16 protein-coding genes are annotated in these 24,609 nt (G+C 44.6%); 8 read left to right on the top strand and 8 right to left on the bottom strand.

Annotated elements, in window-relative coordinates; translation table 11 throughout:
- The first annotated feature begins 17 nt into the window (after positions 1–17).
- Together Q0991_RS09260 and Q0991_RS09255 are read left to right on the top strand one after the other, a co-directional pair.
- Positions 18–644 (top strand): Uma2 family endonuclease, encoded by a 627-nt coding sequence (locus Q0991_RS09260; RefSeq protein ID WP_299487663.1) that lies wholly within the window; start codon positions 18–20, stop codon positions 642–644.
- A 99-nt stretch (positions 645–743) separates the two neighbouring features.
- Positions 744–992, top strand: coding sequence for a hypothetical protein (locus Q0991_RS09255; RefSeq protein ID WP_299487662.1), 249 nt, complete (start codon positions 744–746; stop codon positions 990–992).
- 154 nt (positions 993–1,146) lie between these two features.
- Here Q0991_RS09255 and Q0991_RS09250 read toward each other — a convergent pair whose 3' ends face one another.
- Positions 1,147–1,917: a hypothetical protein gene (locus tag Q0991_RS09250; protein ID WP_299487660.1), complete on the bottom strand. Its 771-nt coding sequence runs from the start codon at positions 1,915–1,917 to the stop codon at positions 1,147–1,149.
- A gap of 828 nt (positions 1,918–2,745) precedes the next feature.
- Here Q0991_RS09250 and purL point away from each other — a divergent pair.
- Both purL and purF read left to right on the top strand, forming a co-directional pair.
- Positions 2,746–5,097 (top strand): phosphoribosylformylglycinamidine synthase subunit PurL, encoded by a 2,352-nt coding sequence (purL, locus tag Q0991_RS09245; protein WP_299487658.1) that lies wholly within the window; start codon positions 2,746–2,748, stop codon positions 5,095–5,097.
- A gap of 79 nt (positions 5,098–5,176) precedes the next feature.
- On the top strand, positions 5,177–6,688 hold the full coding sequence (purF, locus tag Q0991_RS09240) for an amidophosphoribosyltransferase (RefSeq protein ID WP_299487656.1): 1,512 nt from the start codon (positions 5,177–5,179) through the stop codon (positions 6,686–6,688).
- A gap of 221 nt (positions 6,689–6,909) precedes the next feature.
- Here purF and Q0991_RS09235 read toward each other — a convergent pair whose 3' ends face one another.
- From Q0991_RS09235 to Q0991_RS09210, 6 genes are all read right to left on the bottom strand, one after another.
- Positions 6,910–7,593: a class I SAM-dependent methyltransferase gene (locus Q0991_RS09235; RefSeq protein WP_299487653.1), complete on the bottom strand. Its 684-nt coding sequence runs from the start codon at positions 7,591–7,593 to the stop codon at positions 6,910–6,912.
- Positions 7,594–7,654: 61 nt separating this feature from the next.
- Positions 7,655–8,839 carry an NAD(P)H-quinone oxidoreductase subunit H gene (locus tag Q0991_RS09230; protein ID WP_299487651.1) on the bottom strand — a complete coding sequence of 395 codons (1,185 nt, stop codon included), beginning with the start codon at positions 8,837–8,839 and terminating at the stop codon, positions 7,655–7,657.
- Positions 8,840–9,028: 189 nt separating this feature from the next.
- Positions 9,029–9,319: an Asp-tRNA(Asn)/Glu-tRNA(Gln) amidotransferase subunit GatC gene (gene gatC, locus Q0991_RS09225; protein ID WP_299487649.1), complete on the bottom strand. Its 291-nt coding sequence runs from the start codon at positions 9,317–9,319 to the stop codon at positions 9,029–9,031.
- A gap of 99 nt (positions 9,320–9,418) precedes the next feature.
- Complete coding sequence (locus tag Q0991_RS09220; protein WP_299487646.1) at positions 9,419–9,919, bottom strand: photosystem I assembly protein Ycf3; 501 nt, start codon at positions 9,917–9,919, stop codon at positions 9,419–9,421.
- Positions 9,920–10,063: 144 nt separating this feature from the next.
- Positions 10,064–10,801 (bottom strand): type II CAAX endopeptidase family protein, encoded by a 738-nt coding sequence (locus tag Q0991_RS09215; protein ID WP_299487644.1) that lies wholly within the window; start codon positions 10,799–10,801, stop codon positions 10,064–10,066.
- Between the two features lie 148 nt (positions 10,802–10,949).
- Positions 10,950–11,501: a hypothetical protein gene (locus Q0991_RS09210; protein WP_299487641.1), complete on the bottom strand. Its 552-nt coding sequence runs from the start codon at positions 11,499–11,501 to the stop codon at positions 10,950–10,952.
- Positions 11,502–12,218: 717 nt separating this feature from the next.
- Here Q0991_RS09210 and Q0991_RS09205 point away from each other — a divergent pair.
- Positions 12,219–12,707: a hypothetical protein gene (locus Q0991_RS09205; RefSeq protein ID WP_299487640.1), complete on the top strand. Its 489-nt coding sequence runs from the start codon at positions 12,219–12,221 to the stop codon at positions 12,705–12,707.
- A 21-nt stretch (positions 12,708–12,728) separates the two neighbouring features.
- Here Q0991_RS09205 and Q0991_RS09200 read toward each other — a convergent pair whose 3' ends face one another.
- The gene (locus tag Q0991_RS09200) at positions 12,729–15,470 is read right to left on the bottom strand and encodes an SMC family ATPase (RefSeq protein ID WP_299487638.1); all 2,742 of its coding nucleotides are present in this window, start codon (positions 15,468–15,470) and stop codon (positions 12,729–12,731) included.
- Positions 15,471–16,099: 629 nt separating this feature from the next.
- On the opposite strand from Q0991_RS09200, the gene Q0991_RS09195 reads away from it, so the two are divergent.
- The 3 genes from Q0991_RS09195 (at position 16,100) to Q0991_RS09185 (ending at position 24,414) form a co-directional block, all read left to right on the top strand.
- Positions 16,100–18,076: a glycosyltransferase gene (locus Q0991_RS09195; protein ID WP_299487636.1), complete on the top strand. Its 1,977-nt coding sequence runs from the start codon at positions 16,100–16,102 to the stop codon at positions 18,074–18,076.
- 835 nt (positions 18,077–18,911) lie between these two features.
- Complete coding sequence (locus tag Q0991_RS09190; protein ID WP_299487634.1) at positions 18,912–20,153, top strand: caspase family protein; 1,242 nt, start codon at positions 18,912–18,914, stop codon at positions 20,151–20,153.
- Positions 20,154–20,493: 340 nt separating this feature from the next.
- Positions 20,494–24,414 carry a TIR domain-containing protein gene (locus tag Q0991_RS09185; RefSeq protein WP_299487631.1) on the top strand — a complete coding sequence of 1,307 codons (3,921 nt, stop codon included), beginning with the start codon at positions 20,494–20,496 and terminating at the stop codon, positions 24,412–24,414.
- Positions 24,415–24,609 lie beyond the last annotated feature (195 nt).

Raw genomic sequence — 24,609 nt, 5'->3', positions numbered from 1 at the left:
ATTTTACGTGAGATCTCATGGTTACAACGTTTCGGAGATGCGATCGCATCCTTCTCAATAACATTAGTTGGCAACAATTTGAAGCGCTTCTCCATAACTTGGGCGATCATCGTGCTGCTCGTCTAGCCTATGATCGTGGAACTCTTGAGATTATGACACCTCTGCCAGAACACGAATATTACAAGGAAGTTCTCAGCGAGGCTACCAAAGAAATTGCTGATGTCCTAGAACGGGATTATGAAAGCTATGGATCGACGACTTGGCGACGACAAATCAAAGAAGCTGGACTAGAGCCAGATAACTGCTTTTACTTTCAAAATGAATCTAAAGTTCGAGGGAAATTATCGTTTGACCTAGACCGTGATCCGCCACCTGATTTGTCGTTAGAAATTGATGTTACCAGTAAGTCGTTAAACCGCTTACCCATTTATGCCCGGCTGGGTGTCCCTGAATTATGGTGTTATGACGATGGGCAGTTAACGATTTACCATCTGTGTCAAGGAGAATATGCAGAGGCAGAGAATAGCCTAGTATTTCCGCAGCTCCCCATTCGAGAATTACCTCAGCTCATCAACGAACATCGTCAACGAGGTAGACGTGCACTCCGCAAAGCTGTGAGAACTTGGACCAAAAAATATTTATAAAGCAACATTTAGTTGGGAATAACTGCTTGGCAATGTACTTGTCCTTCCATGCGATTATAGAAGACTTTATCAACAGCATAATGATGAGTGAAATGAAGCATGCTCAAATATAAAGACAAAATTTCTATTGAACAGGCTTATCTCGCGGCATATGAGTACTTACTGCGTAGATGGGAATCGACACCTGAACACCGAATAGCGGATGAACTCAGTGATATGAGTCTATTAGCGGATGGTGATAGTGCTGATCCAGCTTGCAAAAGTGAGTTTTTGGTAGCTGTTAATGCTGTCTTAATCGCTCAATCACAAACTGGTGGATATACAAGAGCGGCACATCGTATTTTGTGAGTCTTACCCAACGTGGGCATTGTAGAGTTCAAAGATGAGGCAACGCTTGCTATTCCTAAGCCGTGAAGCCGATCTTTCCTGATTATTTTCTACGGCATTGGGCTTGCGTATTGAATGCAAGCCCAATGCGTCATTCACCAATCTGAGCGTTTACCTAACTCGCACACAATGGTAGTTTGAACTTATCTACGCCTTTGAGATCAAAGTGAATTGAGTAGCAGTAGAGAATCTTGAAGCAATAATCCCCTTCCTTTGCGCCACAGCTAACTAAAACTAGTTCCCGCGATAGGCAAGAGAGCTTGTCAGGCTTATGAGGATTGCAAGGTGGCAAATCACCAAAGCAAACAAACTTAGAGGGCTTAACGTAAACAGAAGGCGTGCCATCGGGTAACTCCGGTACAGGTGTGCCATCTGCTTTAGTCACAACAGAAATAACGACTGTTAAGTCTTTGAAAGTCACGTTGGAATAGGGATTGCAAGCCGTGATGCACAGACACTCAGTATCTGTGGTTTCAATCATGTCCTTCGGCCCGTCCCCCCAGTGAATTTGGAAACAAGGAGCAAGTTCTGGGATATCTGCTGGTTTGCAAACTTTAGCTTTTGGATCTTTAGCTTTTGGATAGGGATGACCCGCGTCAATGATGAATTCTTTTGCTTCACATTCTTTATCGAGTAGCCGATCAGCAAAGTCCTCTGCAAGTTTGCAAATTTTTGGATCTTTGCTTTGTGGAAAATCTGAAACAAAGTCTGCAAAACTTGTTGTTTTAGTAGTTGTGGGATTGGTGTCTGGATTAACCATATTATGTGTCTCCTTTTTTGTGGATTGAATGGTTGCTGGCTTATTGAAAAGCCAAGATTTGATTTGTTGACATAATCGATCAAGAAAATTTTTCATTTCTGAATTAACCTCTGTTCCGAATGACATAAAAATCTGCTTCGGCAGAGAAAATATATGAGGATTAATTGGACTGATGTTTCAAAGACATCGTCCAACTTGAGCAGTATTGAATTGCTAAGAACACACTGCTAGCCAATCAATTCTTCACTACGTCTGTAGCCTTGAGTAGATTGGCTCCTTTGTATCGAGAAGCTAGCCGATTAATGATTGGTGCTTAATTGCTCTCGAATTACCCAAGAATTTTGCTGAGATTCCTTATAAAAAGAGATTCTCCGTATTTCTTGTCAATTAAAATAAACCCATACTGCTAGATGTTTATAGAGATACTTACAAACGCTTCCTCAATAGCTTTACCTCTATTAATCCGTGCTAAAAAGCGGCTCAATTGGTCTAGCCTCCTCCAATAAGACTAGAGTTGTACAATATTCAGTTGCTTTTTATGAGAATCCAGCATTTACACTGGAGTCATCCTTTCTCGATCAACTGAAATAGTCAGAAAGCTGCATTAGCATCAGATCTTGCAGAACTATACTTACTCATCAGTTTTTATTTCTAACTTTATGCAAAATTAAATATATTCTTAACATTTGCTGAAATAAAAAATAGCGTTTTACTAGTGAAAAATATACAAAAATACCGAATTATTTATATGATTAGATTGCCTATTTTTATTAGAAATTTAGCAAGTTTTCTCTGGCCTTAATTTTATGTAGAGCACTGCAATCTCAGTCTATTTGCGGTATTTCTAAAGACACTGAATATAAGTTCTGAGCATTTCTGAATATCTGATTCAGCCTGAATCGATGCTCCAGATCAACCTGTACAATGAGGACTTGTGCGATTGGTATAGAGTACATGGCAAGCCCTGGATCTGCTCCCTTTTCCCCTGAAGAAATTGCTGCTGAAGGGCTAAAGCTCGAAGAATACGACGATATTGTTCAGCGTTTGGGACGCCACCCCAATCGAGCTGAACTGGGCATGTTTGGGGTAATGTGGTCTGAGCATTGCTGCTATAAGAATTCCCGCTCCTTGCTCTCGCAATTTCCCACCGAAGGTAAGCATGTTTTAGTGGGCCCTGGTGAGAATGCTGGGGTGGTGGATTTAGGGAATGGTCTGCAGCTTGCCTTTAAAGTCGAGTCCCATAACCATCCTTCTGCCGTTGAGCCCTTTCAGGGTGCGGCAACAGGGGTTGGAGGCATCCTACGCGATATTTTCACGATGGGCGCCCGCCCCATTGCCGTTCTTAACTCCTTGCGGTTTGGCGATCTGGAAGATGCCCGTACTCGCCGTTTATTTAGCGGGGTGGTGGCTGGAATCGCCCACTATGGAAACTGTGTAGGCGTTCCGACGGTCGGAGGCGAGGTGTATTTTGACCCGGCCTACACTGGCAACCCATTGGTGAATGCCATGGCCATGGGCCTGATGGAAACCGCTGAAATTGTTAAAGCAGGCGCATCTGGTGTGGGCAATCCGGTACTGTATGTCGGATCTACCACTGGACGAGACGGCATGGGTGGGGCTAGCTTTGCTAGTGCTGAACTGGATGCCACTTCTGAGGTGGAAGATCGGCCTGCCGTTCAGGTGGGTGATCCATTTCTCGAAAAATCTTTAATTGAAGCTTGTCTAGAAGCTTTCCAAACCGGAGCGGTGGTGGCTGCCCAAGACATGGGAGCGGCTGGGCTGACTTGCTCCACTGCTGAAATGGCGGAAAAAGGTGGCGTTGGTATTGATCTGGATTTAGATCTGATCCCAAACCGAGAAACGGGAATGGTACCCTACGAATATTTGCTCTCCGAATCTCAAGAGCGGATGTTGTTTGTGGCTGAAAAAGGCCGGGAACAAGAGCTGATTGATATTTTCCATCGCTGGGGACTACATGCCGTCGTTGCTGGTTCGGTGATCGCCGATCCGATTGTCAAGATTCGGTTTCAGGGAGAAGTGGCGGCGGAAATTCCGGCTACGGCTCTATCCGACAATACGCCGATTTATAAGCGTGAGGTTTTGGCGGAACCGCCTGAGTATATACAGAAAGCACGGGAATGGCGTTGCGATCGCATCCCCTCTTGTACCGCCGAAGGCATCGAAATTCAAGGCCAACAACACTCTTGGTCAGACATTCTCTTACAGCTTTTACAAGTTCCTACCATCGCCAGCAAGCGCTGGGTCTATCGCCAATACGATCATCAGGTGCAAAATAACACCGTTGTCTTGCCCGGTGATGCCGATGCCACCATCGTTCGCCTTCGTCCCGTCGCCAACCAAGAAACCCCTGATTCAGGGGTAGATTCCAAAACCGCCGTTGCCGCCACCATCGACTGCAATGCTCGCTACGTCTATTTGGATCCCTATGAAGGGGCCAAGATGACCGTAGCGGAAGCGGCTCGCAATTTGAGTTGTGTTGGGGCAGAACCCATTGCTGTTACTGATAACCTTAATTTTGGTAGTCCAGAGAAGCCCGTTGGCTATTGGCAATTAGCAGAAGCCTGCCGGGGACTATCGGAAGCCTGTCGTCATTTGCAAACCCCTGTAACCGGGGGAAATGTGTCCCTCTATAACGAAACCTTTGATGCCGAGGGGCAGCCCCAGCCCATCTATCCCACTCCAGTGATTGGCATGGTGGGCTTAGTCCCAGATCTCAACAAGATTTGTCAGCAAGGCTGGCAAGCGGAAGGCGATCTGATTTATCTGCTGGGCATTCCTCTCGACGCTGCAAGTGATCTCGTCACCTTAGGCGGTACGGAATATTTAGCCAGCATTCATCATCAGGTAGCCGGTGAGCCCCCCCATGCCGATTTAGATCTAGAAGCCCAAGTCCAAGCCACCTGTCGCCACGGCATTCAACAAGGCTGGCTTCACTCTGCCCATGACTGTGCAGAAGGAGGAGTGGCCGTAGCGCTAGCCGAGTCCTGCACCAGTGGCCAACGAGGCGCTGAGATTCAGGTTCCTACAGGGGAAAACCGTTGGGATCAGGTCTTATTTGGAGAAGGGGGAGCCAGAATTATTGTTTCTGTCGGCAAAACTGACCAAGCAGATTGGGAACTCTATTTACAACAGCATTTGCCGCAATATTGGCAATATCTCGGAACGGTCACGACTCCAAATTCAGAGCTTATGCTCATAACAAATATTCACCAAACCTTAATCAAGGTTAGGATTGAAGAGGTCACTCAACGATGGTCTCAAGCCATTGAGTCCAAGCTAGTGTAAATCCAGGCTTGCTTGGCTAGAGAGGGCAAGCGTTTGTGTCAGTTTTTCTGGTTTCTTCCGTTTACTTAATGACTTAAATATGTTTTCTGCTGCTTCTGTTCCACCGATTTCTTCTGGCACCGATCCTGCCGATCCCAACCTTCCTACCGAATCGTGGTCAGCAGACAAACCGGAAGAAGCCTGTGGGGTATTTGGTGTATTTGCCCCCGGCATTGAAGCCGCTAAGCTAGCCTACTTTGGACTCTATGCTCTCCAACATCGGGGCCAAGAGTCAGCAGGGATTACCACCTACACTGCTGAGGGGCAGACTCATACCTACAAAAATATGGGATTGGTTTCCCAAGTCTTCTCAGAACCGATTTTGAATGAATTACCAGGCTACATAGCCGTCGGCCATACTCGTTACTCTACAACGGGATCGAGCCGGGTTGCCAATGCCCAACCAGTTGTAGTCGAGACCCCTAAAGGTTCACTGGCGCTGGCTCATAATGGCAATCTGGTCAACACTGTCGATTTCCGCGAAAAATTGCTAGCTCAAAACTGCCCTTTGGAAACCACAACGGATTCTGAGGTTATTGCCTATGCTATTGGTGAAGCCATCAAAGCAGGGAAAGATTGGCACCAAAGCGCGATTACTGCTTGCCAACAATGTGAAGGCGCATTTAGTTTAGTCATTGGCACTCCCACAGGTATCATTGGTATCCGTGACCCCCACGGCATCCGTCCTTTGGTCTTGGGCACCTTGGAAAATGAAGATAATCCCAATGCGCCTCACTATGTATTGGCCTCTGAAACCTGTGCTCTAGACATCATCGGGGCAAACCACCTGCGAGAAATTGAACCTGGTGAGATTGTTCACATCACCGCAGAAGGGATGACCGCTCAGACGTGGGCTCCACAACCTGAGCGAAAGCTATGTATTTTCGAGATGATTTATTTTGCCCGCCCAGATAGCCATATGAAAGGTGAAAGTCTGTATAGCTATCGGTTACGCCTGGGACAACATTTGGCACAAGAGTCTCCAGTGGACGCAGATATGGTAATTGCCGTCCCCGATTCTGGGGTTCCCGCTGCCATAGGTTATTCCCAAGAAAGTGAAATTCCTTATGCTGAAGGCTTAATCAAAAATCGCTATGTGGGTCGGACGTTTATTCAGCCGACTCAGGCCATGCGCGAAATTGGCATTCGCATGAAGCTTAATCCGCTTCGGGATGTGCTAGAAGGCAAGCGAATCGTGATCGTGGATGACTCGATTGTCCGAGGTACGACTAGCTATAAAATTGTGCGGGCGCTGCGAGAAGCGGGTGCTAAGGAAGTTCATATGCGCGTGTCTTCACCGCCTGTCACTCATCCCTGCTTCTATGGCATTGATACGGATGATCAAGATCAACTGATCGCGGCGACAACGTCTACGTCAGATATTGCTAAGAAAATTGGCGTGGACTCGTTGCACTATCTCAGTTGGGAAGGGATGCTAGCGGCCACGCACAAAAATCCTGAAAATTATTGTTCAGCTTGCTTTACCGGGAAATATCCCATTTCGATTCCAGAACCCCTCAAGCGCACCAAGTTGATATTAGAAAAAGCCTGATCTGGCTAAAATTTTAGGATTTAAGCCTTAAGACCAAAGATTCAAGATCAGCCAATAACGTCAAACGCCAATGAAATAAACAACCACAGTGGCTTTTGTTGAGACATGCTCTACAGTGCTTGATCAATAATTCTAGGTTGGTATAGAAGCGAGGCAGATGGTTAGGACGCCTGCCTTCCTTACAAATCTTGTCATTACTGAGTTTTAGAAAAATAACAAGCTCATGATAGGTTCTCAGCTGCTATAAGAGGATAGTGGATCAGCAATCTTCGTGTTTGTGGAAATCGTTCTATTGCAATTTGAGGTGTGAATGGCGTGAAAATAGAATTTATCTCCTGATTACAGAAGAAATGCTTAATAACGGTATAAGACGAAGAATCGGGTAGGGTTCTTTGCTGGAGATGGTTACCTTCCTCATCAAATGTGTCCGTTTGAGATTGGGGGCCAGGTAGCTGATCGCAAAATATGACCATGCCCTGCACATGACGATGCAAATTTTTTAAAAAGCCTTGTAGGCGGGTTTTGGGAACATGGGACAACCAATCAATCGCTAGAGCAACCTCAAAGTTGGACGGAACACCATCAAGCTGATAGGCATCCGCCTGTTGCATCTGAACTTTATCTGAAGACAGCTTTTTCATTGCTGCTTGGTTTAGCACGCTTTGATTGAAGTCCGTTGCCAAGATTGAATGAGTGCAATCATAGATTTGTTGGGTCCAAAAACAGGGACCACAGGCAATTTCCAAGACTTTTTTGTCTGTAACCAACTGCCTGAGTCGCTCAATGACCGGGGTCAGTTGCATCACTGTTTCAGGTTGGTCATATCCCATCGAAACATCGTACAGGGCTGCCCTATGGTGATAATAAGTCTGCATCTCTTGAATAAGTTTTGCAGTATTAGACATGGAAACAGTACTTGCTTTGCAGCAAGTTAACAGATAAATTTCCAAAAATCGGTCTTAATGCTTAACGATCAACTGACCCCATAATTACATCGATACTGCCGAGAATCGCCACGATATCAGCGACCTTCATCCCTTGCAGCAATTGAGGCAAGACCTGCAGATTATTGAAATCAGGGGCACGAATTTTCCAACGCCAAGGGAAAACATTCTCATCCCCAATTAAGTAGATTCCTAGCTCTCCTTTGCCCGTTTCAACCCGAGCATAGAGTTCCCCTTCCGGAATTTTGAAGGTGGGAGCTAACTTTTTGCCTAAGAACTGATACTCAAAAGAGTTCCACTCCGACTTGCGCCCTTCCATCATCCGCTTGGCTTCCAGATTTTCGTAGGGACCACCTGGGAGATGCTCCAACGCTTGCTGGATAATTTTGACAGACTCGCGCATCTCGCGGATGCGCACATAGTAGCGGGCTAGGCAATCGCCCTTAGTTTCCCAATGGATGTCCCAATCAAAGTCGTCATAGCACTCATAGTGGTCAACACGACGGAGATCCCACTTTACGCCAGAGGCCCGGAGCATTGGGCCGGAGAGGCCCCAATTGATGGCGTCTTCGCGGCTGATGGTGCCTACACCATCTAATCGGCGAATAAAGATGGGGTTGTTGGTAATCAGCCGTTCATACTCATCGACTTTGGGGAGGAAATAGTCGCAAAAATCGAGACATTTGGAGACCCATCCATAGGTCAGGTCGGCGGCAACGCCCCCCATACGGAAATAATTGTTGTTAATGAAGCGCATACCGCTGACCGCTTCAAACAGGTCATAAATCATTTCCCGTTCGCGGAAGATGTAAAAAAATGGGGTTTGAGCGCCCACGTCAGCAAGAAATGGCCCTAACCACAACAGGTGGTTGGCGATCCGGTTCAGCTCCAGCATGATCACCCGGATATAGCTAGCCCGTTTGGGAACTTTAATATCTGCTAAACGCTCAGGGGCATTGACCGTAATGGCCTCGTTGAACATCCCAGCTGCATAGTCCCACCGACTGACGTAGGGAACAAACATGATGTTGGTCCGGTTCTCGGCAATTTTTTCCATGCCGCGATGCAAGTAGCCAATCACAGGCTCACAGTCAATGACATTCTCGCCATCAAGGGTCACCATAAGTCTCAACACACCGTGCATTGAGGGGTGTTGAGGTCCCATGTTGATGACCATGGGTTCGGTGCGAGTTTCAATGGTTGGCATATCGTAAACGGTTCCTTCCAAAAAATGACGACAACCCAAAAAATGTTGGAGCCCAGAACATCTTGGCGTTGCTAATCCGATCGAATCTAATCAGGGGATGCCCTTATCTATGGTACAGATCTCTATTCCAGGAATTCAAATATTTTTCTGGATAAGGAGGGTTTGTCAAAGGCAGTGATCTGTTTGGGTTTAGCTATCGCCCATGATTTTAGGAACTTTGAAGTAATCATCTTCCTGGTCAGGTGCGCAGGCCAAGATAGCCTCTCGATCCGTGTAAGGGTGCAAGGTATCGGCCCGGGTAATGTTGCTGACGTCAATGGCCCGAGTCGTGGGTTCAATATTGACAACATCGAGTTCACTCAATTGCTCGAAATAGTCAAGAATATCCCCTAACTGGGTTGTAAATTGTTCTGATTCTGACTCTGTTAAGGTCAAGCGGGCGAGATGGGCCACTTTATCGACTTCAGAACGGTCTAGCATCGAAGATCTCCTATCTATTCGGTCGCTGTGAGCTGCTTGAAGGTTTGATCAATCCCACCGTGTCAAGGCATGATGGTGGAACTAAGCTGGGAAATCGTCCTAACCCACTCCCATACGGCCGGTCGTCTTCAGCCAGTTTTGCGCCTCGCTATAGTTGTTAGGAGCAAGTTTAATCGCTCTTTTCCAGTAATCAGCTGTTAGGTCAAAGAATCTTTCGGCTTCGTCAAGTTCCCCTGATTCCTCGGCTTGTTCGCCTTTATATTGCAAGACGACGCCTGTATTGTACAGGGCTTGGACGAGGTTGGGATTCAGTTCTAGGGCCCGTCGATAATATTCCAGACATTTATCGTGATCACCGTTATTACCGAAAATCAGCCCCATGTTGTAAAGAATATAGCTCTTGTCAATGGGGTCCTCTTCTAGCTCCAGTGCTTCGGTATAATTCCCCAGCGCTTTTGCATAGTTCCCCGCATCTTGTGCAGCCATGCCCACCCGATAATATTTGAAAGCAGCTTTAGATTGTTGATCCGTGGGAATCACTTTCATCACCACGTCAGAAAGTGCTGAAAAGGCCTTATCAAGGAAATTGTCGTTCGGCATAGTGACTTTTTAAACAGTTGCTAAGACTCAAGTTGAGTGTAAATGGATATTGCGTTGTAAAAGCGTTTATCCCTTAGTGTAGCAGCAGTTTTCCGATCGCACCGCTGTTCTGACCGTAACACTTCATGGCGCAGAAGCATTCTGCTATGGCAGGTTCAGGCTAGTGAAAAATAAGGCCAAAAAATTATTGAGACTATGCATAGAGAGGGGAATCAGCAGCGAATGGGTTCTCCAGCGCGCTAAACCAAAGAGGAAGCCGAAGAGGGTAATTTGGCTGATCACAACCACATCATATTGAAGATGCAAAATAGCCCATCCCACGGCACTAATCAGGATGGCTCCCGTATTGCCGAGCAGGGATGACTGTAGGCCCTGAAATAAAAATCCTCTAAAGAGTAGCTCTTCAAATAAAGGCGCAATCCCGACAATGGCTATGTAGAGAAGAACGGGATTGGGGGTTGTCTGGTAGATTTTTTCCGTAAACGTTTCCTGATGCTCAAACGCCCGCAGAACCGATTCTGAAAATACAATCAATGCCAGTAGTAGCCCATTCCAAACCAACCAGGACGTCCATCGCGGCCGTCGGAGCGCGAGGTAATGCTGAATGTTTAAGGCGGGCCGCACCTTTAACACTGCATAAATAAGACTGCTTGAGCCTATACCCGCGATCAGGGTGGCAACGGATAAGACGAGGCCATCCGTTTGTAGGGTTTGTATGACGGTTTGAGGGTCTAGTGTTGGATCTTGCGCGAGCTGGAGGGTTAAGAAGATAAGAGCGATCGCACTACTGATACTGAAAAAGGCCATCAGAATCAGGATGGTTAATCCCAGGGTTTCCCAAACATTCCAGGGGGATAACGGCGTGGGGTCCGATTGTTTCACAAGCGCAGTTCAGCAAGGAGCGTAGTTCCCACTGTAACGTGGTGTCGCCATCCTGCTGGCTGGGTGGCGATTAGACTGCTTGCTGTATCAGGGGATGAGCGGTAAACATGCAGCAGATCAGCACGATACCCCATGCCTCATGGACCCATTAAGCTGCGTGATAAGCTTGCTCCTCGGGAGTAACAGCCTGCTCTTCTGGATGTAAGCAATACCAAGCCGTTTGCGTCCACACTGGATACTCACGGTCATCCTCAGTGGGAGTCACTTTTAACCGGTAGGGGGCGGCAATGGCGATACTGTCGTTATCTTGGGCATGAATCCAACTGGCGACCCAATGAGCCATGTCCACGATCTCTTCTGGTAATACCGTCAGGTTGAGGCTCCAACTGGAGTTGAGGCTTAGACCCATTTTCTTTTGGACGGTCTTTGTATTGGTAATGATGCCGCTGGGAGGATTAATCGTAATCCGTAGGGTTAGCGGCCGACCGGGATAAAGCGGATCGGGGGCTGTATGGGCCTGGACACTGAGATAGTTGAAGCGCTGCTGGTCATCCACCCAAGATACGATCGCAGCCAGTGAAGGGCTAAAAACAAGAGAATTGTCTTTGGTCACCGATACGTCCCGTTTCATTGCTGCAGCGAACTGGGTATAAAACGTTTCGCGGAGTTGGACTAGGATCTGCTTTGCTTCTGGAGTCATGGGGGTTACCCTCCTCAAAAGATAGAGTGATAGAGAATAAAGCGGTTGTAAGCGAAATTACAGCGAACGTACTCTTGTCGATATCACCTGACCTAGCGTTAAATTCGCTGAGGAATCTAACTCACAAGGTTATATTCTTCTTTTGCCCATCTCTGTGCTGTAACGTACATCAAGACTTCTAATGATCTTGAACACTTAACAAGTGTGATCAAGATCAATAGGGTAATGAATCGTTAGTGTTCCTGATAAAACGTGTATTTCCTGTCTTTTTACTAGGAAAAAATCGCTCTAAATTCTAGTTTACAACTTGATACATTTTTGTTTTCTTCTCTAATCTTGAATTGCAAATTTTTCAGATTGAAGAGAATAGAACAACCGTATATTTGCTGAAGTTTGATTAGATGCGGTAGCAATGCTCAGGCCCCGATCGCTTTGCCTCGATTAGGTCCGTATATTCACTATTGTGAGGTCAGTGGAAGACCTGCAACAGTATGAATCAGTAATTTTACGGAGTGAATATACGACAGGTTCTATGATCCGACAGGCCCTCTCAGATTGCATCGAATCAGCGAAACGCTTGATGCATGTCGGCACGGCGTAAAAAGTGATTTTGATCACGCCCATGATTGATTTAAAACACGGTTTAGACATAACAAGATCACGGTTTTTCCTCGGTTTGTGACTGAAGATTAAGTAAGTGGTAGTGAGACTTTAAAGATGAAAACATTTCCCCAAGCTTCAATTCTCTCGGGTTCCGTCAAAACAGTACTGGCTGTTGGTGCCCTGGTTTTAGGCAGCACAGGTATAGCCATTGCAGAACCCACCAATATCGCTGCGTCTCGTAGCACTCAACCTTTGGCTGATGGTACCTATCTATATGGGGATTCTGACCAGGCCAATCAAATTGGTCAGGGTTATATTGTCTTCAAAAAGCAGGGTCAGAAAGTGACGGGTGCGTTTTACTATCCGCAATCTGAGTTCAGCTGCTTCACTGGCACAGCCAAGAACCAGCGCTTAGAGGTCCTATCTCTCGGTTTGCCCCATGAAAATGTGATTGAAGTCGAGGTTCCCCTAACGCAAATGCATCGCCTCCCATCGGTGGGGAGTAGCGAGCAAGATAGCCTCAGCATGTGTCAGCAGGAAGTCGTGGCTTACCAACAGCAACAGCAAATTGCTGCACCTGTGACCCAATGGGCCGCTCCCTAAGTTCTGAAGGGTGTCAGCACTTTAACGGACTCTCTCAACCCGAATAATATTTTCCGTAACGCTTTCAAACGTGTCGTCATGGCTGATCACAAACAGCTGATGAAACGATTTGAGATGTCCCAATGCTTCGGCCAACTGCCGACGACGGAGTTCATCCATATTGGTCGTGGGCTCGTCAAAAAACGCAATATTGATATCGACTAAGACTTTCAGCAGGGCTAGACGTACCGCTAAAGCTGCACACATTTGCTCCCCCCCGGACAGACTTTTGAAACTTCGCCAATGTCCCTGCTCTTGCACCTGAATTTCATAATCTTCGGTCCACTGTAAGGCCACATCAGGTCGATCCAACAGTTCCCGATAGAGACGATCCGCTTCCCAGGAAATTTCTGTCAGATAGAATTTAGTGATCCTGGGGCCGCTTTGCTTATAGATATTGCGAGCATCGGTGATAAATTGTGAGATCTGGTGCTTGTCTGCTAGCGCTACCAGCACCTGATCGCGTTCTTGGGCGAGGGCTTGTTTGGCTTGTAGCTGTTGGTCCAAATACTGGAGCTGAGCCTGTTGCGGTGCCAGCCCCCCCTGCAGTTGAGCCTGTTGTCGCTGGAGGTGTTCGTAAGTTTGACTTAATTCAGCTAATCGTTCAGGGTTATGCACTGTCAGCTTTTCCTGCCATTGAGCTTGAGCCTCGGTGAGCTGAGCCTGGAGTTGAGTTTGAGCTGCGATCGCACTTCGGCGTTGCTGATCCAGCTCTTTAAAAGCATTAGCCTGATTTCGGTGGCGTAAATAGAGCTGATAAACATCCTGATGTTCTTGCTGGATCAGCTGTTGGGCCTCAACTTGGGCTGCTAGATCGCCTAAGGCCTCGACCTGAGCTTCAATCGTTGCCAGGGACTGCTCATGGCGCTGACAAGCCTGCTGCAGACGGTTGATCTCTGCTTCCAGTTGGGTTGCCCCTTGGAGCTGTTGCTGCAAGATGCGGACATGGCCTTTAGGATCGTTGAGAGCTGTTAGTTGAGTATCTAGGTGGGTGAGCTGGCTCTGGAGTTGGGGTTCTTGATTAAGGATCACTTGGATGCGATCGCACTCCTGCTGCAAGGATGCGATCGCTTGATTCAGCTCTGCGAGCTGTTGCTGTTTTGCATCTAGCATCAGCCATTGCGTTTGCGCTTTTTGGGCGGCTTTGAGTTGGGTTTTAATCTGCTGGAGCTGCTGATTCAGCTTGGTGACGGCCTGTGGATCAATAATGTCGGCAAAAGCCGTTTGCAGTTGCTGGATCATCTGGGTAGTTAAAGCTGCCCCTTGGTCCAAAACCTTGGTCAATTGAGTGGTCTGAGTTTTGGTGAGGGATAGGCTTTGGAGGAGGGCCTTGGCTTTGCCGACTTGTTGCTGATACTGCTGCTGTTGAGGTTCTGCTGCGGCGATCACATCTTGTAGTTCCGTGGCAAATTGCTGGGCGGCGGTAATCCGTCCAAGCCGCTCTTGCATGTTCTGCTGCTGGGCTTCCAGACTGGGAATGGCCGCAACTTGAGGCTCCAAGGCCGCCAGTTGGCTAATCGTTTCCTCCAGCGCATCTCGCTGTTGCTGCTGTTGTTGCAGCTGCTCTTGCAGTCTGGCGAGCTGGTGTTGTTCAGTGGTGAGGGTTTGTAGTGCTTGTTGACAGGTGATCTTTTCTTGTTCGAGCTGCTGCTGCTGCGGGACTTTGGTTTGCCAGTCCTGGAGTTCAGCCTCCATCTTGGCAAAGGTGGTGAGCTGGCCTTGGTGTTGGGACATCGCGACTTGCTGATCCCGGAGGGTATTTTGGATGCGATCGCGCTCCTGCAACAGGTGCTGTCGTTGCTTTTGTTGCTGAGCCAGCGTCTTCAGAGTCTCTTGGGCCTGCTGATAAGCCTGAAACTGGGGACGATGCTGGCGACAAATCTGAACCGCTTGTTCCGCCTGCTGCCAATTGCTCTCTAGTAGCTGGAGGATTTCTTGTTTACTCGTCCACTGGGTTTGCAAGTGCTGAACTTGTTTGTCCAAGACTTGGATGGCTTGGTCTTGCTGTTTGAGTGCTTTCAGTTCCGTCTGGTGCTCGGCCATCTGCTCAGATAGGGCTTTGAGCTGGGACTGCTGCTGCAGGATGGTTTGGGCAAGGGTTTTCTGTTGTTGTTTTAGGTCTTCCCAGCCCTCCAACTGCTGTTCGTAGCTGTGCAACTGATGCTCTAGCTGTTGGACTTGGGCCTGGGCGTAGCTGGTTAATTTTTGAGCTTGATCGTAAGCCTGCTTATACTCTTCCACCTTGAGAATAGGATCGAATACCTTTTTGCGATCGCCCGCGGATTTAAGGAAATCCACCGTAAAGGTGCCCTGAGGAATACCGATGGTTTCTGCAAATAATTTGGCGAGTTCTGTATGGACTCCCACTCCCAGATGTTCACAGAGCCAGCAACGCACATCATCCAGTTTTTTCAGTTCTAGCTTGCGCTTGAGTTGTGGATCATGGACTTCATAGCCCCGACTGGTGCAGCGCCGGACATCATACACTCGCCCATCTAGGTGAGAGACAAAACTGACACTCACTTGAGCGCTCTTGGCACCAACGCTAATCAGTTCGGCCCGCTTATATTCACTGTGATCGAACAGGACCCAGGCAATGGCTTCCAGGATGCTGGTTTTTCCGGACCCATTTTCACCACAAATAGCATTGGCCCCCGGTCGAAATTCATAGTAGCGATCGCGATGGGCTTTAAAGTTTTTGAGGGTAACAGAGAGAACTTCCATCCAACAGGATGTTGACCTTAATGAGTAGACTTTGTAGGTTTTAACAGCGAATTATTTCAGCTAAAGAAAGCCATGACCATCCTACGCTAGCCCTCTCCAGCCTGGCTAGTTCATTTTTGTTGGCTTCTATCGTTATGCCATGGCAGTGGGCTAGTCGGTGAAGTGGGTAAACAAGACAATGCTCTGTCCTTCCTGTTACAAGTGACAGCGTTGAGATATGACTTTGCCGTATTGATTCCAGTGCCAGTACAGTCCTTTATGAAGATAAAGCCGCGCCATACGGTAGAGATGGCTTTTAGTTTGTGGTGGATAGGATGTTGCTCAGTTACATCTCTGCCGGATTATTTTTTTATTCGGGTACGCTAACCAAAATATTGCGGATTAATCGCTTGTTTTCCCTCAATTTCTAGATGATAGATACCGAAGAAAGAGGCTTGTGCTTTTTTAATGTCGATGTTTTACAGCATGAGTGTTGAGTAATGCAAACGGTGACCAACAGTCTACGGTCACTTGCACAAGATTACAGGGTTGCTGGTAGCAAATGTTTACTGTTACTGCTTACTTCTGCATTTATCATTTATGACGTCATTTCAATTGGACCCAAAGCACAAACGATTTATCAAGCTATTTTGACAACTAAGCCAATTTTCTTGGCGATTTTGCTGTTGGGAATATTAAGGGTTTTACTGCCGACACAACCGCCAAACTGGATCAAAAGTTTGCTGGTTGTTTTACTCATTGTTGTGCAGTCTAAGTATCTGGTCTGGCGCTCTACCCATACCCTCAGTTTGCAAGGGCCAGATGCCTTACTCTGCATTGGGCTTTTTGCCTATGAACTACTCAGCATTTTGAATAGCTGGACCAATAACTATTTGATCCTACAGGCACCCAATCGGCGAGCAGAAGCCGATCAATATCATCAGAGGGGGCAACGGGCCAATAAACTGAGCGTTGATATTTTTATCCCCACCTATAATGAACCCACAACCATGTTGGAGCGAACGCTGATTGGCTGCAAGTCGATCAAGTATCCCAAGCAGCAAAAGCATATCTGGCTTTTGGATGATGGGCAGCGCCCTGAAATGGAAGCCCTGGCGAAAAAATGGGGTTGCCATTACTTAACGAGACCGATCAATGAACATGCAAAAGCTGGGAATCTCAACCATGCCTTACAACAAACGAATAGTGAAATTGTTGTGGTTTTTGATGCAGACTTTATTCCGCTCAACCATTTTTTAGAGCGAACTATTGGATTTTTTCAGGCAGATAACCATGTATCCATGGTGGTGACGCCCCAAAAATTTTATAATCCTGACCCACCCCAAAAAAATTTGGGAGGGCGTTTTATCGCCGATGAGCAGACTGAATTCTACCAAGTTATTCAACCTGCCCGAGATGCCGTCAACGCAGTGGTGTGTTCGGGCAGTTCAGTTCTCTATCGCCGCCAGCATCTTGAGGCGATTGGTGGTATTCCGCTCAATACCATTGTTGAAGATTATGCCACGGGTATTTTGATGCAAGCTCGGGGCTATAAAACAGTTTATCTGAATGAGTTATTGAGTGTGGGATGTGCAGCCAACAATATTAATGAATATCTAAAACAACGCATGCGTTGGGCAGAAGGAACGTTGCGAATGGTGATCAGCCAGCATAACCCGTTGTGGTTGTCAGGGCTGAGCATGATGCAGCGGTTTACCTATCTGTCAGGAACCTTGTATTGGCTGGAGGAGATTCTCAAAACTCTGAGTTTTCTGTCTCCGATTTTGTACCTATTGTTAGGTTGGAAAAGTATTGATATTACCCTGTCAGAAATCAGTACCTATACCTTGTATAGCTATTCTCTTTCCATTATTGTCATGAGCTGGATGCGGGGGAGTGTGTTGTTGCTGATTATCTACAACTTGCTACAGGGATTTCATGTTTTTAAAGTGGTGCTCAAAATTTTCTTTTATTCTCAAATATCTGAGCCCTTTCATGTCACCAGTAAACAGTTAGATAGTTATGGCATCCACTTTAATGTTCGCAGTCTGTCTCATATCTTATTTCTCCTAATCTTAAGCATTCTCGCTATCGTTTTTGGTATGTTCCATTCTTCAGGCGGAGATCTCGATTGGATTTATTTGATTTGGGCACAGGCGAACATTTTGCTTTTAGCTACAGCTTTGATTGCGGGTGTTAGTGCTGATCATGATCGAGGACACCCTAGAGTCTTTTCTGGCGAGGCTTGTCAAATTACCACTCCAACAGGCGAGGTTTACGAAGGGAAATTTCTGGATATCTCGGAGGCTGGCTGCCGTCTGCAAACTCACCTTCCTGTGTCTTTAGAGATATCTGAGACCGTTAAAGTTGAAGTTCCCCACACGAGTCTGAGACTGATGGCCGAAATCCGTCATCAACAACGCAATAATACGATCTTTGGATGCATGTTTAAGGCAGTTGATCCCCCCACCCTATGGAAGCTCGTGAATTTCACCTACTGTAATTCCCAGAATTGGCAGTTGCCTCGTCTACCGACGGAATGGGATACGTTGCGTGCGATCGCATCTGGGCTTTATGGACTATACCCCTTTCGGAACCTCCGCTCATCCTGTAAAGCTAAACGCTGACAGACGAATTAACCACAATGCGGCAACTTCCAATGAAGGCGGTCAAAGCGACTTTATCCTCGACATTGGGTCTAAAAACTGGGTTATTCAACCGCAAGCATTGAAAATGTGAGCAAACCCAAAAAATCATCTTGATCTGACTTCTGTTTGTAGCTCTCAACCCATCAATCAAGCCACTGGGAAAGCCTAATCCAGAACCAATGGCTAACCGATTATTCATGACCCTGTTGATTGGGAGCATTTACTCCAGTTTATGTTGGATGATCCAGAACTTTGGGCAGCGGCAAATACCTCTTAAATTTTTGAATTTACAATTGCTGGTGAACGATAGAGCAGGTCGATTAATTTAACTTCACCTAGCTGATCTTCTCAAGGCTGATCTATCACAATGGGAATAGGATTTTCTGTATTGCTAAAACATTCTTGCGTAAAAACTATATCAACACCTGATAGATATATGTCCTTAGATTCTCTCCTTATATATTTGCATTACAACTAATTTCATTACTTGATCCCTCTTTTATCACTCTGGCTAGATAAAATCTGTATTAACGTTTTACCGTTATTATTGAAAATTATTCTTCAGCGCAAAAATATGAGGATAGGCGAGAAATAATCAAAGTTTTATCCTCTCCCTAAAGCAGTAAAAGAGGGTTATATTCATCTAAGCTTGGTAACTAGTTAAAGTAGATATCGATAACTAGCATAGGGTCATCATTTTTATGTTTCAAATAGAGAGCTTATGGATTTTTTGATAATTAAATAAAATATAAATCATGCTTGATTTCATGTATGACTTTAATAAAGATTGAAAAGTTAGTAGTAATTTTTTGCCATGCAATTTGATAATGCTTATGCTCTAATAATAGGTATTTCTAACTATAAACACATTAGTTCGTTGCCTGCAACTGTCATAAATGATGCTCAAGATATTTATAATTTGCTTATTAGTCAAAAATACTGTGGATACATAAATGATAATGTATACTTACTTCTAAATAATCAAGCAACCAAAAACTCGATACTAGGTACTTTGGAGATAATTGCTAATAGAAGTAACACGAAATCAACTATTCTGTTATATATATCTAGTCATGGGGGCCAAATAGAATCTGGCCCCCATTCAGGAGAATACTTACTAACAGTTGATACTAATTGTAAGTCAGAAGAGTCTTTCAGTAAAACAGCAATTTCGAGTGCTGAACTGACTCGAAAATTACAAGCAATTCCAGCTAAGAAAATGTTAACAATTCTTGATTGTTGCCATGCTGGCGGAATTGGTCAGCCAAAGAAAGAATGTGCACTTGCATTGAAGGAAGAACTGTCAGCGGATTATTATGATCTTTTAAAGCAAGGTTTGGGTAGAGCAATTCTTGCTTCTTCACGTGCAAATGAGTTTTCTTATTTCCTTTCTGGTTCAGAGAATAGTCTTTTTACACAGCATTTGTTAGCTGGTTTAAAAGGGGAGATTGTCAGTAATGACGGGGTGATCCGTATTTTTGACTTATTTGAGTATCTCCAACCTAAAGTGACTCAAGATCAGCATAATCAGCATCCAATCTTCAAAGCAGAATTAGAAGAAAATATTCCTGTTTCACTTTACTTAGGTGGTCAACGAGGAATTGTCCCTACGATAGAAGAAGACTTCCGATATGATGCCTACATTAGCTATATAGATAAAGAGCCTGATGCCATTTGGGTTTGGGAAACTTTAGTGCCGCGACTAAAAAACGCTGGTTTAAAGATTGCTATTTCTGGTGATGTGGATGAACCAGGTGTAGCTCGTGTAGTTAACATTGAACGTGGTATTACTCAGTCTAAACGAATTCTTATTGTGTTATCAGAAAACTATTTAGCAGATAGCATGGCAGAGTTTGAAAATGTTCTTGCACAAACAATGGGTATTCAGGAAGGCAATTACCGCCTGTTACCTTTAAAGACTACACCTATTGATTATAATCGCTTACCTATAAGACTTAGTATGTTGGCAATGCTAGACCTGACTCATGCTCGTCGAGCTGAGAGTGAGTTTGAGCGTCTAGTCAAAGCTTTAAAGGGTCCACTATTCCACCGCTAATAAGGTGATTCATTTAAAAAATGATTTTTTAAATGCTTTTTATAGATATATATTTTTGCTAACTTATTCATAAAGATTTTATAGTATCTTTGTAGTATTATGTGAATTTTTTAATTAATCTATGAAAAGCTATTGCTGTAGCCATATTGTCGATTGTATATGAAAAGCCATGATTTTTAGTATTAGTGATTATATATTCTTTAGCATAAGATTTTTTCGCAACAAAAAAGTAGAACTAGTTTGCATGACAATCTAGTTTCTAAATTATTTTAATATTCTGCTGACTATTTAGAGAAATCACTAGCAAATAATGATTAATCCGCAAGACAGGTAAATCATCATGGTAGTTAAAAAATATGATCTGTTTATTTCTTATGCGGATGCAGATCGTGCTTGGGTAGAAGGATACTTATTATCTGCTTTGGAACAAGCTGATATTCAGTGCCATACCAAAGATGACTTCAATCTGGGACTTCCAAAGTTACTGGCAATTGAACGGGCGATTCAAGAAAGTAAATGGGTTGTGCTGATAATTTCTAATGCCTATATGGCTGAAGTCGCTAACAATTTTATAGAAAGACTTAGTAGCTCTTACGGTTTGGAAACTGGAACTTGGCCAGTCATTCCCTTGATTCTTGAACCAGTTCAACTACCCACTCGCTTAAATACGGTTGTTCATCTTAATGCAACTGATCCCAGTGATAGGAAAGATGTTATTGCAAGGCTCTGTAACCAGTTAAAGCCTGGGATTTCTGATCTACCCTCAAGGCCACCATGCCCCTACCCTGGCATGGTGCCTTTTAGTGAAGTAGACAGTGACTGTTTTTTTGGGCGTGATAACGAAATAGAGGATGCTAAAAGACGCTTACACCAGTTCCCCTTGATTACGATGATTGGTCCTTCGGGGAGTGGGAAGTCATCACTTGTTTTTGCAGGACTCATTCCTGCTTTGCGCCAAAGTGACCTGTTTGGAACTGGGAATTGGTTAGTTTTGGATATCCGTCCTGGTAAATCTCCATTAAGTACATTGAAAGCTACTTTGGGAAGTGATTTAGTTGATCCTAATCTGGCCATCACAGAAGTATTAATGGTCGAGCCTGAAGCAAAGCGAATGCTATTGGTTGTAGACCAATTTGAAGAAGTATTTGCGCAGGCAGAACAAGAAAAAGCCAACTTCCAACAAGCATTACTACGCCTGATTGAGATCCCCAATCTTTATATCATTTTGACTGTTCGAGCTGATTTCTATCCTGACTTGATGGAATCGCCATTGTGGCCAAAGATTCAGTTTTCTCGAATGGAGATCATCCCGCTAAATCCTTCAAACTTACACGAGGCAATTATTCAACCCGCTAAAGATGCAGGGGTATTCGTTGAGGCTATTTTGGCAGAGCGATTGGTGGCAGATGCAGTTGGCGAACCAGGCGTTTTGCCCTTAATTCAAGAGACATTAGTTTTGTTATGGGAGAAAGTAGAAGAACAAATTCTACACCTTAGTGCTTATGAATCTTTGGTCCTTGATAAAGCTTATAAAAACTTCGATGGTAGTAACCGCACAGGTTTGCAGATTGCAATTGCTAATCGGGCTGATGCTACTATAGCTGCTTTAGATCAAAAGCAGTTGCCAATTATACGCCGAATTTTCCTGCGCTTAATTCAATTTGGTGAAGGAAGAGCGGATACTCGTCGGCAACAGTCTGTCGAACAATTACTGACACTGGATGATGATATCCAGTTGTTCAATGAGACTTTATTATTTCTTGCTGATCGACGGTTGCTTACCCTTAGTGGAACATCAGAAGACGTGGGGAGGAAAGTGGATATCGCCCATGAAGCTCTGATTGACGGCTGGCCAACTTTACAGCTATGGCTCAGTGAACGTCGGGAGGCGGAGTTAACTCGTAGGCAATTGATGCGTCGAGTAGAGGATTGGATTTGGTTAGAAAAATCGAGTAACCATGGTTTGCTCGATGAAGCTCAACTCGCTGAAGCAAAAAGATGGTTAAACAGCCAGGATGCTCAAGAGCTAGGACAAGATGAAGTACTACTAGAGTTGGTGGAAGTTAGCGATAGCGCAATTCAAGATAATTTGGCATATGAAAGAATATTGCGTCAAAAAGCGCAGAGACGGGCCAAAATTGCAATTTTTTCGGCAGTGATAGCAAGTACCGCAGCTATCAGTTTCCTAGTGCAATTGAGTCAAACGATACAGGGTGAAATCAATTCTTTAACGGCTTTGTCTAATTCGTATCTTGCTGAAAATAAGCAGATTGAAGCACTAGTAACCAGTATGAAAGCAGGAAAAAAGCTCCAAAGTCCGATGCCTTGGATGCTTCATAAACTTCATCTGTTGTCTGATACTACTCATACCAGAACTGTAGCTGTTCTAGCTAAATCTGTTTATGAAATACAAGAACTTAATCGCTTAGAAGGACATAGTGCTCCTATCAGAGGTATTAGTGTTAGCCCTGATGAGCAATCCATTGCCTCAGCAGGTGATGATAGGACTATCAGGATCTGGGGAAATAATGGAAAACTTAAGGCAAAATGGATAGCCCATAAAGACAGAGTTACCAGTGTGAATTTCAGCCCTAATCTAGGGCAGAAAAAGATCGTTTCTAGCAGCATAGATGGCACCGTTAAACTCTGGGACACCAGCGGTAGGATCATCTGGGAGAAATCTCATACTCAACCAGTACACAATGTCGTTTTTAGTCGCGATGGTAAAAATATTGCCTCAACAAGTGATGATAAAATGATTCGTATTTGGAATGAAGATGGCAGATTAATTCATACTTTAATGGACCATAAAAATACAGTTTTTAGTGCTAGCTTTGACCTTGAAGGAAATACCATTGCTTCTGCAAGCTTAGATAACACTGTAAAGCTATGGAATCTGAGTAATGGTCAAACTATAAAAACTCTCAATCATAATCACTCGGTAAATAGCGTAGCTTTTAGTCCAGACGGTCAAATTGTTGCTTCTGGTACCCAGGAGGGAAAAATCAGATTTTGGAGCAAGGATGGTCAAGAACTGCAGTTCTGTGATGTGGATCATAATGCATCCATAAATGAGATAAAATTCCTTTCAGATAACCAAATCGCGTCAGCAGGTGAAGATAAGGCTGTCAAACTCTGGAGCCTTGGTCGACAGAATAATGTTCTGAGTTGCACGCTTCTTCAAACTTTTAAAGGACATACAGGAACAGTTCACAGTCTGAGTTCCAGTACTAATACAGGTAGAAGCCTTATTATTTCAGGGGGAGATGATAATGTCTTAAGATTTTGGAACTTAAAAGAGAACCCATTCCTCAAGATTTTAGATGGGCATACTATGCCAGTTCTTCAAGTTCGTTTTAGTCCTGATAGTCAATATCTTGCATCTGTTAGCTTAGATAAATTAGTAAAGGTTTGGAAACTGAATAATGGAGAATATTTTATCTTAAAAGACTTAGTAGGCCATTATCGACTTGATTTTGCGCCAAAAGCTCATAACCCACTTCTGGCATTAGCTAGTTCAGATAACACTGTCAAACTCTGGAGTTTTGAAAAGGAAAGAATCATCAAAACACTAGGGGGTCACAATAATACTATTACTAGCCTAAGGTTTAGTCCAAATGGTAAGAATCTTGCATCAGCAAGTTGGGATGGAACAGTTAAGATTTGGAATATCGAAAAATTAGACAAACCTACTGTCATTGAAAGTCCGAATGAAGTGTTTACCCACCTGATATTTAGTCCAGATGGCCAAAAGCTTGCCTTAGCTACTGAGGAGAATAAATTACAGTTATGGCAATTGGATCAAGAGCGACCCATAACTTTAGGAAAACTTGAACAAACCATAAATGATATCAACTTCAGCCCTGATGGCGAAATAGTTGCTGTAGCTAGTGAAGATAAAACCATTCAGATATGGAATCTTGAAGGGGAAAAACTATTTGCAATTGATGGGCAAGAGGAAAGTATTACTAGTGTAGCCTTTAGTCCCTATGGAAGAATAATTGCATCTACTACTAATAACACAGTTAAACTTTGGAATCGAGCGGGTGGATCACTTGCTAGCTTTAAAAGTAATAAGGATACCTTTCAAGACATAAGTTTTAACTCTGATGGAAAAAGCCTTATTGCTGCAAGTATGGATAACAGAGTTGTTATTTGGAACTTAGAGTTAGACACTCTTTTAGATAAAGGTTGCGTCTGGTTAGATGATTATCAGAAAAATAACTTAAAAATCTCACAGACGGGCAAAGATATATGTTAGCAATTATCAAAATAGTGGAATATTTACTCCAAAATTAACACCAAATGAAAAACCATTCAGATCTTGAGGGGTATTATCAATTTGATTTGTCAACGAACTTTGGGGATGACAAGGGTTTCACAATGTGTTCTGAATCAGTGATAGCGCCCTCATGCCTCTCTGGTAATTGAGTCGTTTATGGGGTTTCAGTTGCAT

The sequence above is a fragment of the Acaryochloris sp. IP29b_bin.137 genome, assembly GCF_028285745.1.
Taxonomy (GTDB): Bacteria; Cyanobacteriota; Cyanobacteriia; order Thermosynechococcales; family Thermosynechococcaceae; genus Acaryochloris.
The sequence above is the reverse complement of the archived record's forward strand: the minus strand, read 5'-3'. Positions and strand labels throughout refer to the sequence as shown.

Excerpts from the sequence above, each read along its gene's own strand:
- purF (WP_299487656.1), top strand. The coding sequence starts at position 5,177 with ATGTTTTCTGCTGCTTCTGTTCCACCGATTTCTTCTGGCACCGATCCT.
- Q0991_RS09255 (WP_299487662.1), top strand. The coding sequence starts at position 744 with ATGCTCAAATATAAAGACAAAATTTCTATTGAACAGGCTTATCTCGCG.
- Q0991_RS09205 (WP_299487640.1), top strand. The coding sequence starts at position 12,219 with ATGAAAACATTTCCCCAAGCTTCAATTCTCTCGGGTTCCGTCAAAACA.
- Q0991_RS09230 (WP_299487651.1), bottom strand. The coding sequence starts at position 8,839 with ATGCCAACCATTGAAACTCGCACCGAACCCATGGTCATCAACATGGGA.
- Q0991_RS09190 (WP_299487634.1), top strand. The coding sequence starts at position 18,912 with ATGCAATTTGATAATGCTTATGCTCTAATAATAGGTATTTCTAACTAT.
- purL (WP_299487658.1), top strand. The coding sequence starts at position 2,746 with ATGGCAAGCCCTGGATCTGCTCCCTTTTCCCCTGAAGAAATTGCTGCT.
- Q0991_RS09210 (WP_299487641.1), bottom strand. The coding sequence starts at position 11,501 with ATGACTCCAGAAGCAAAGCAGATCCTAGTCCAACTCCGCGAAACGTTT.
- gatC (WP_299487649.1), bottom strand. The coding sequence starts at position 9,319 with ATGCTAGACCGTTCTGAAGTCGATAAAGTGGCCCATCTCGCCCGCTTG.
- Q0991_RS09250 (WP_299487660.1), bottom strand. The coding sequence starts at position 1,917 with ATGTCATTCGGAACAGAGGTTAATTCAGAAATGAAAAATTTTCTTGAT.
- Q0991_RS09185 (WP_299487631.1), top strand. The coding sequence starts at position 20,494 with ATGGTAGTTAAAAAATATGATCTGTTTATTTCTTATGCGGATGCAGAT.
- Q0991_RS09220 (WP_299487646.1), bottom strand. The coding sequence starts at position 9,919 with ATGCCGAACGACAATTTCCTTGATAAGGCCTTTTCAGCACTTTCTGAC.
- Q0991_RS09200 (WP_299487638.1), bottom strand. The coding sequence starts at position 15,470 with ATGGAAGTTCTCTCTGTTACCCTCAAAAACTTTAAAGCCCATCGCGAT.
- Q0991_RS09235 (WP_299487653.1), bottom strand. The coding sequence starts at position 7,593 with ATGTCTAATACTGCAAAACTTATTCAAGAGATGCAGACTTATTATCAC.
- Q0991_RS09260 (WP_299487663.1), top strand. The coding sequence starts at position 18 with ATGGTTACAACGTTTCGGAGATGCGATCGCATCCTTCTCAATAACATT.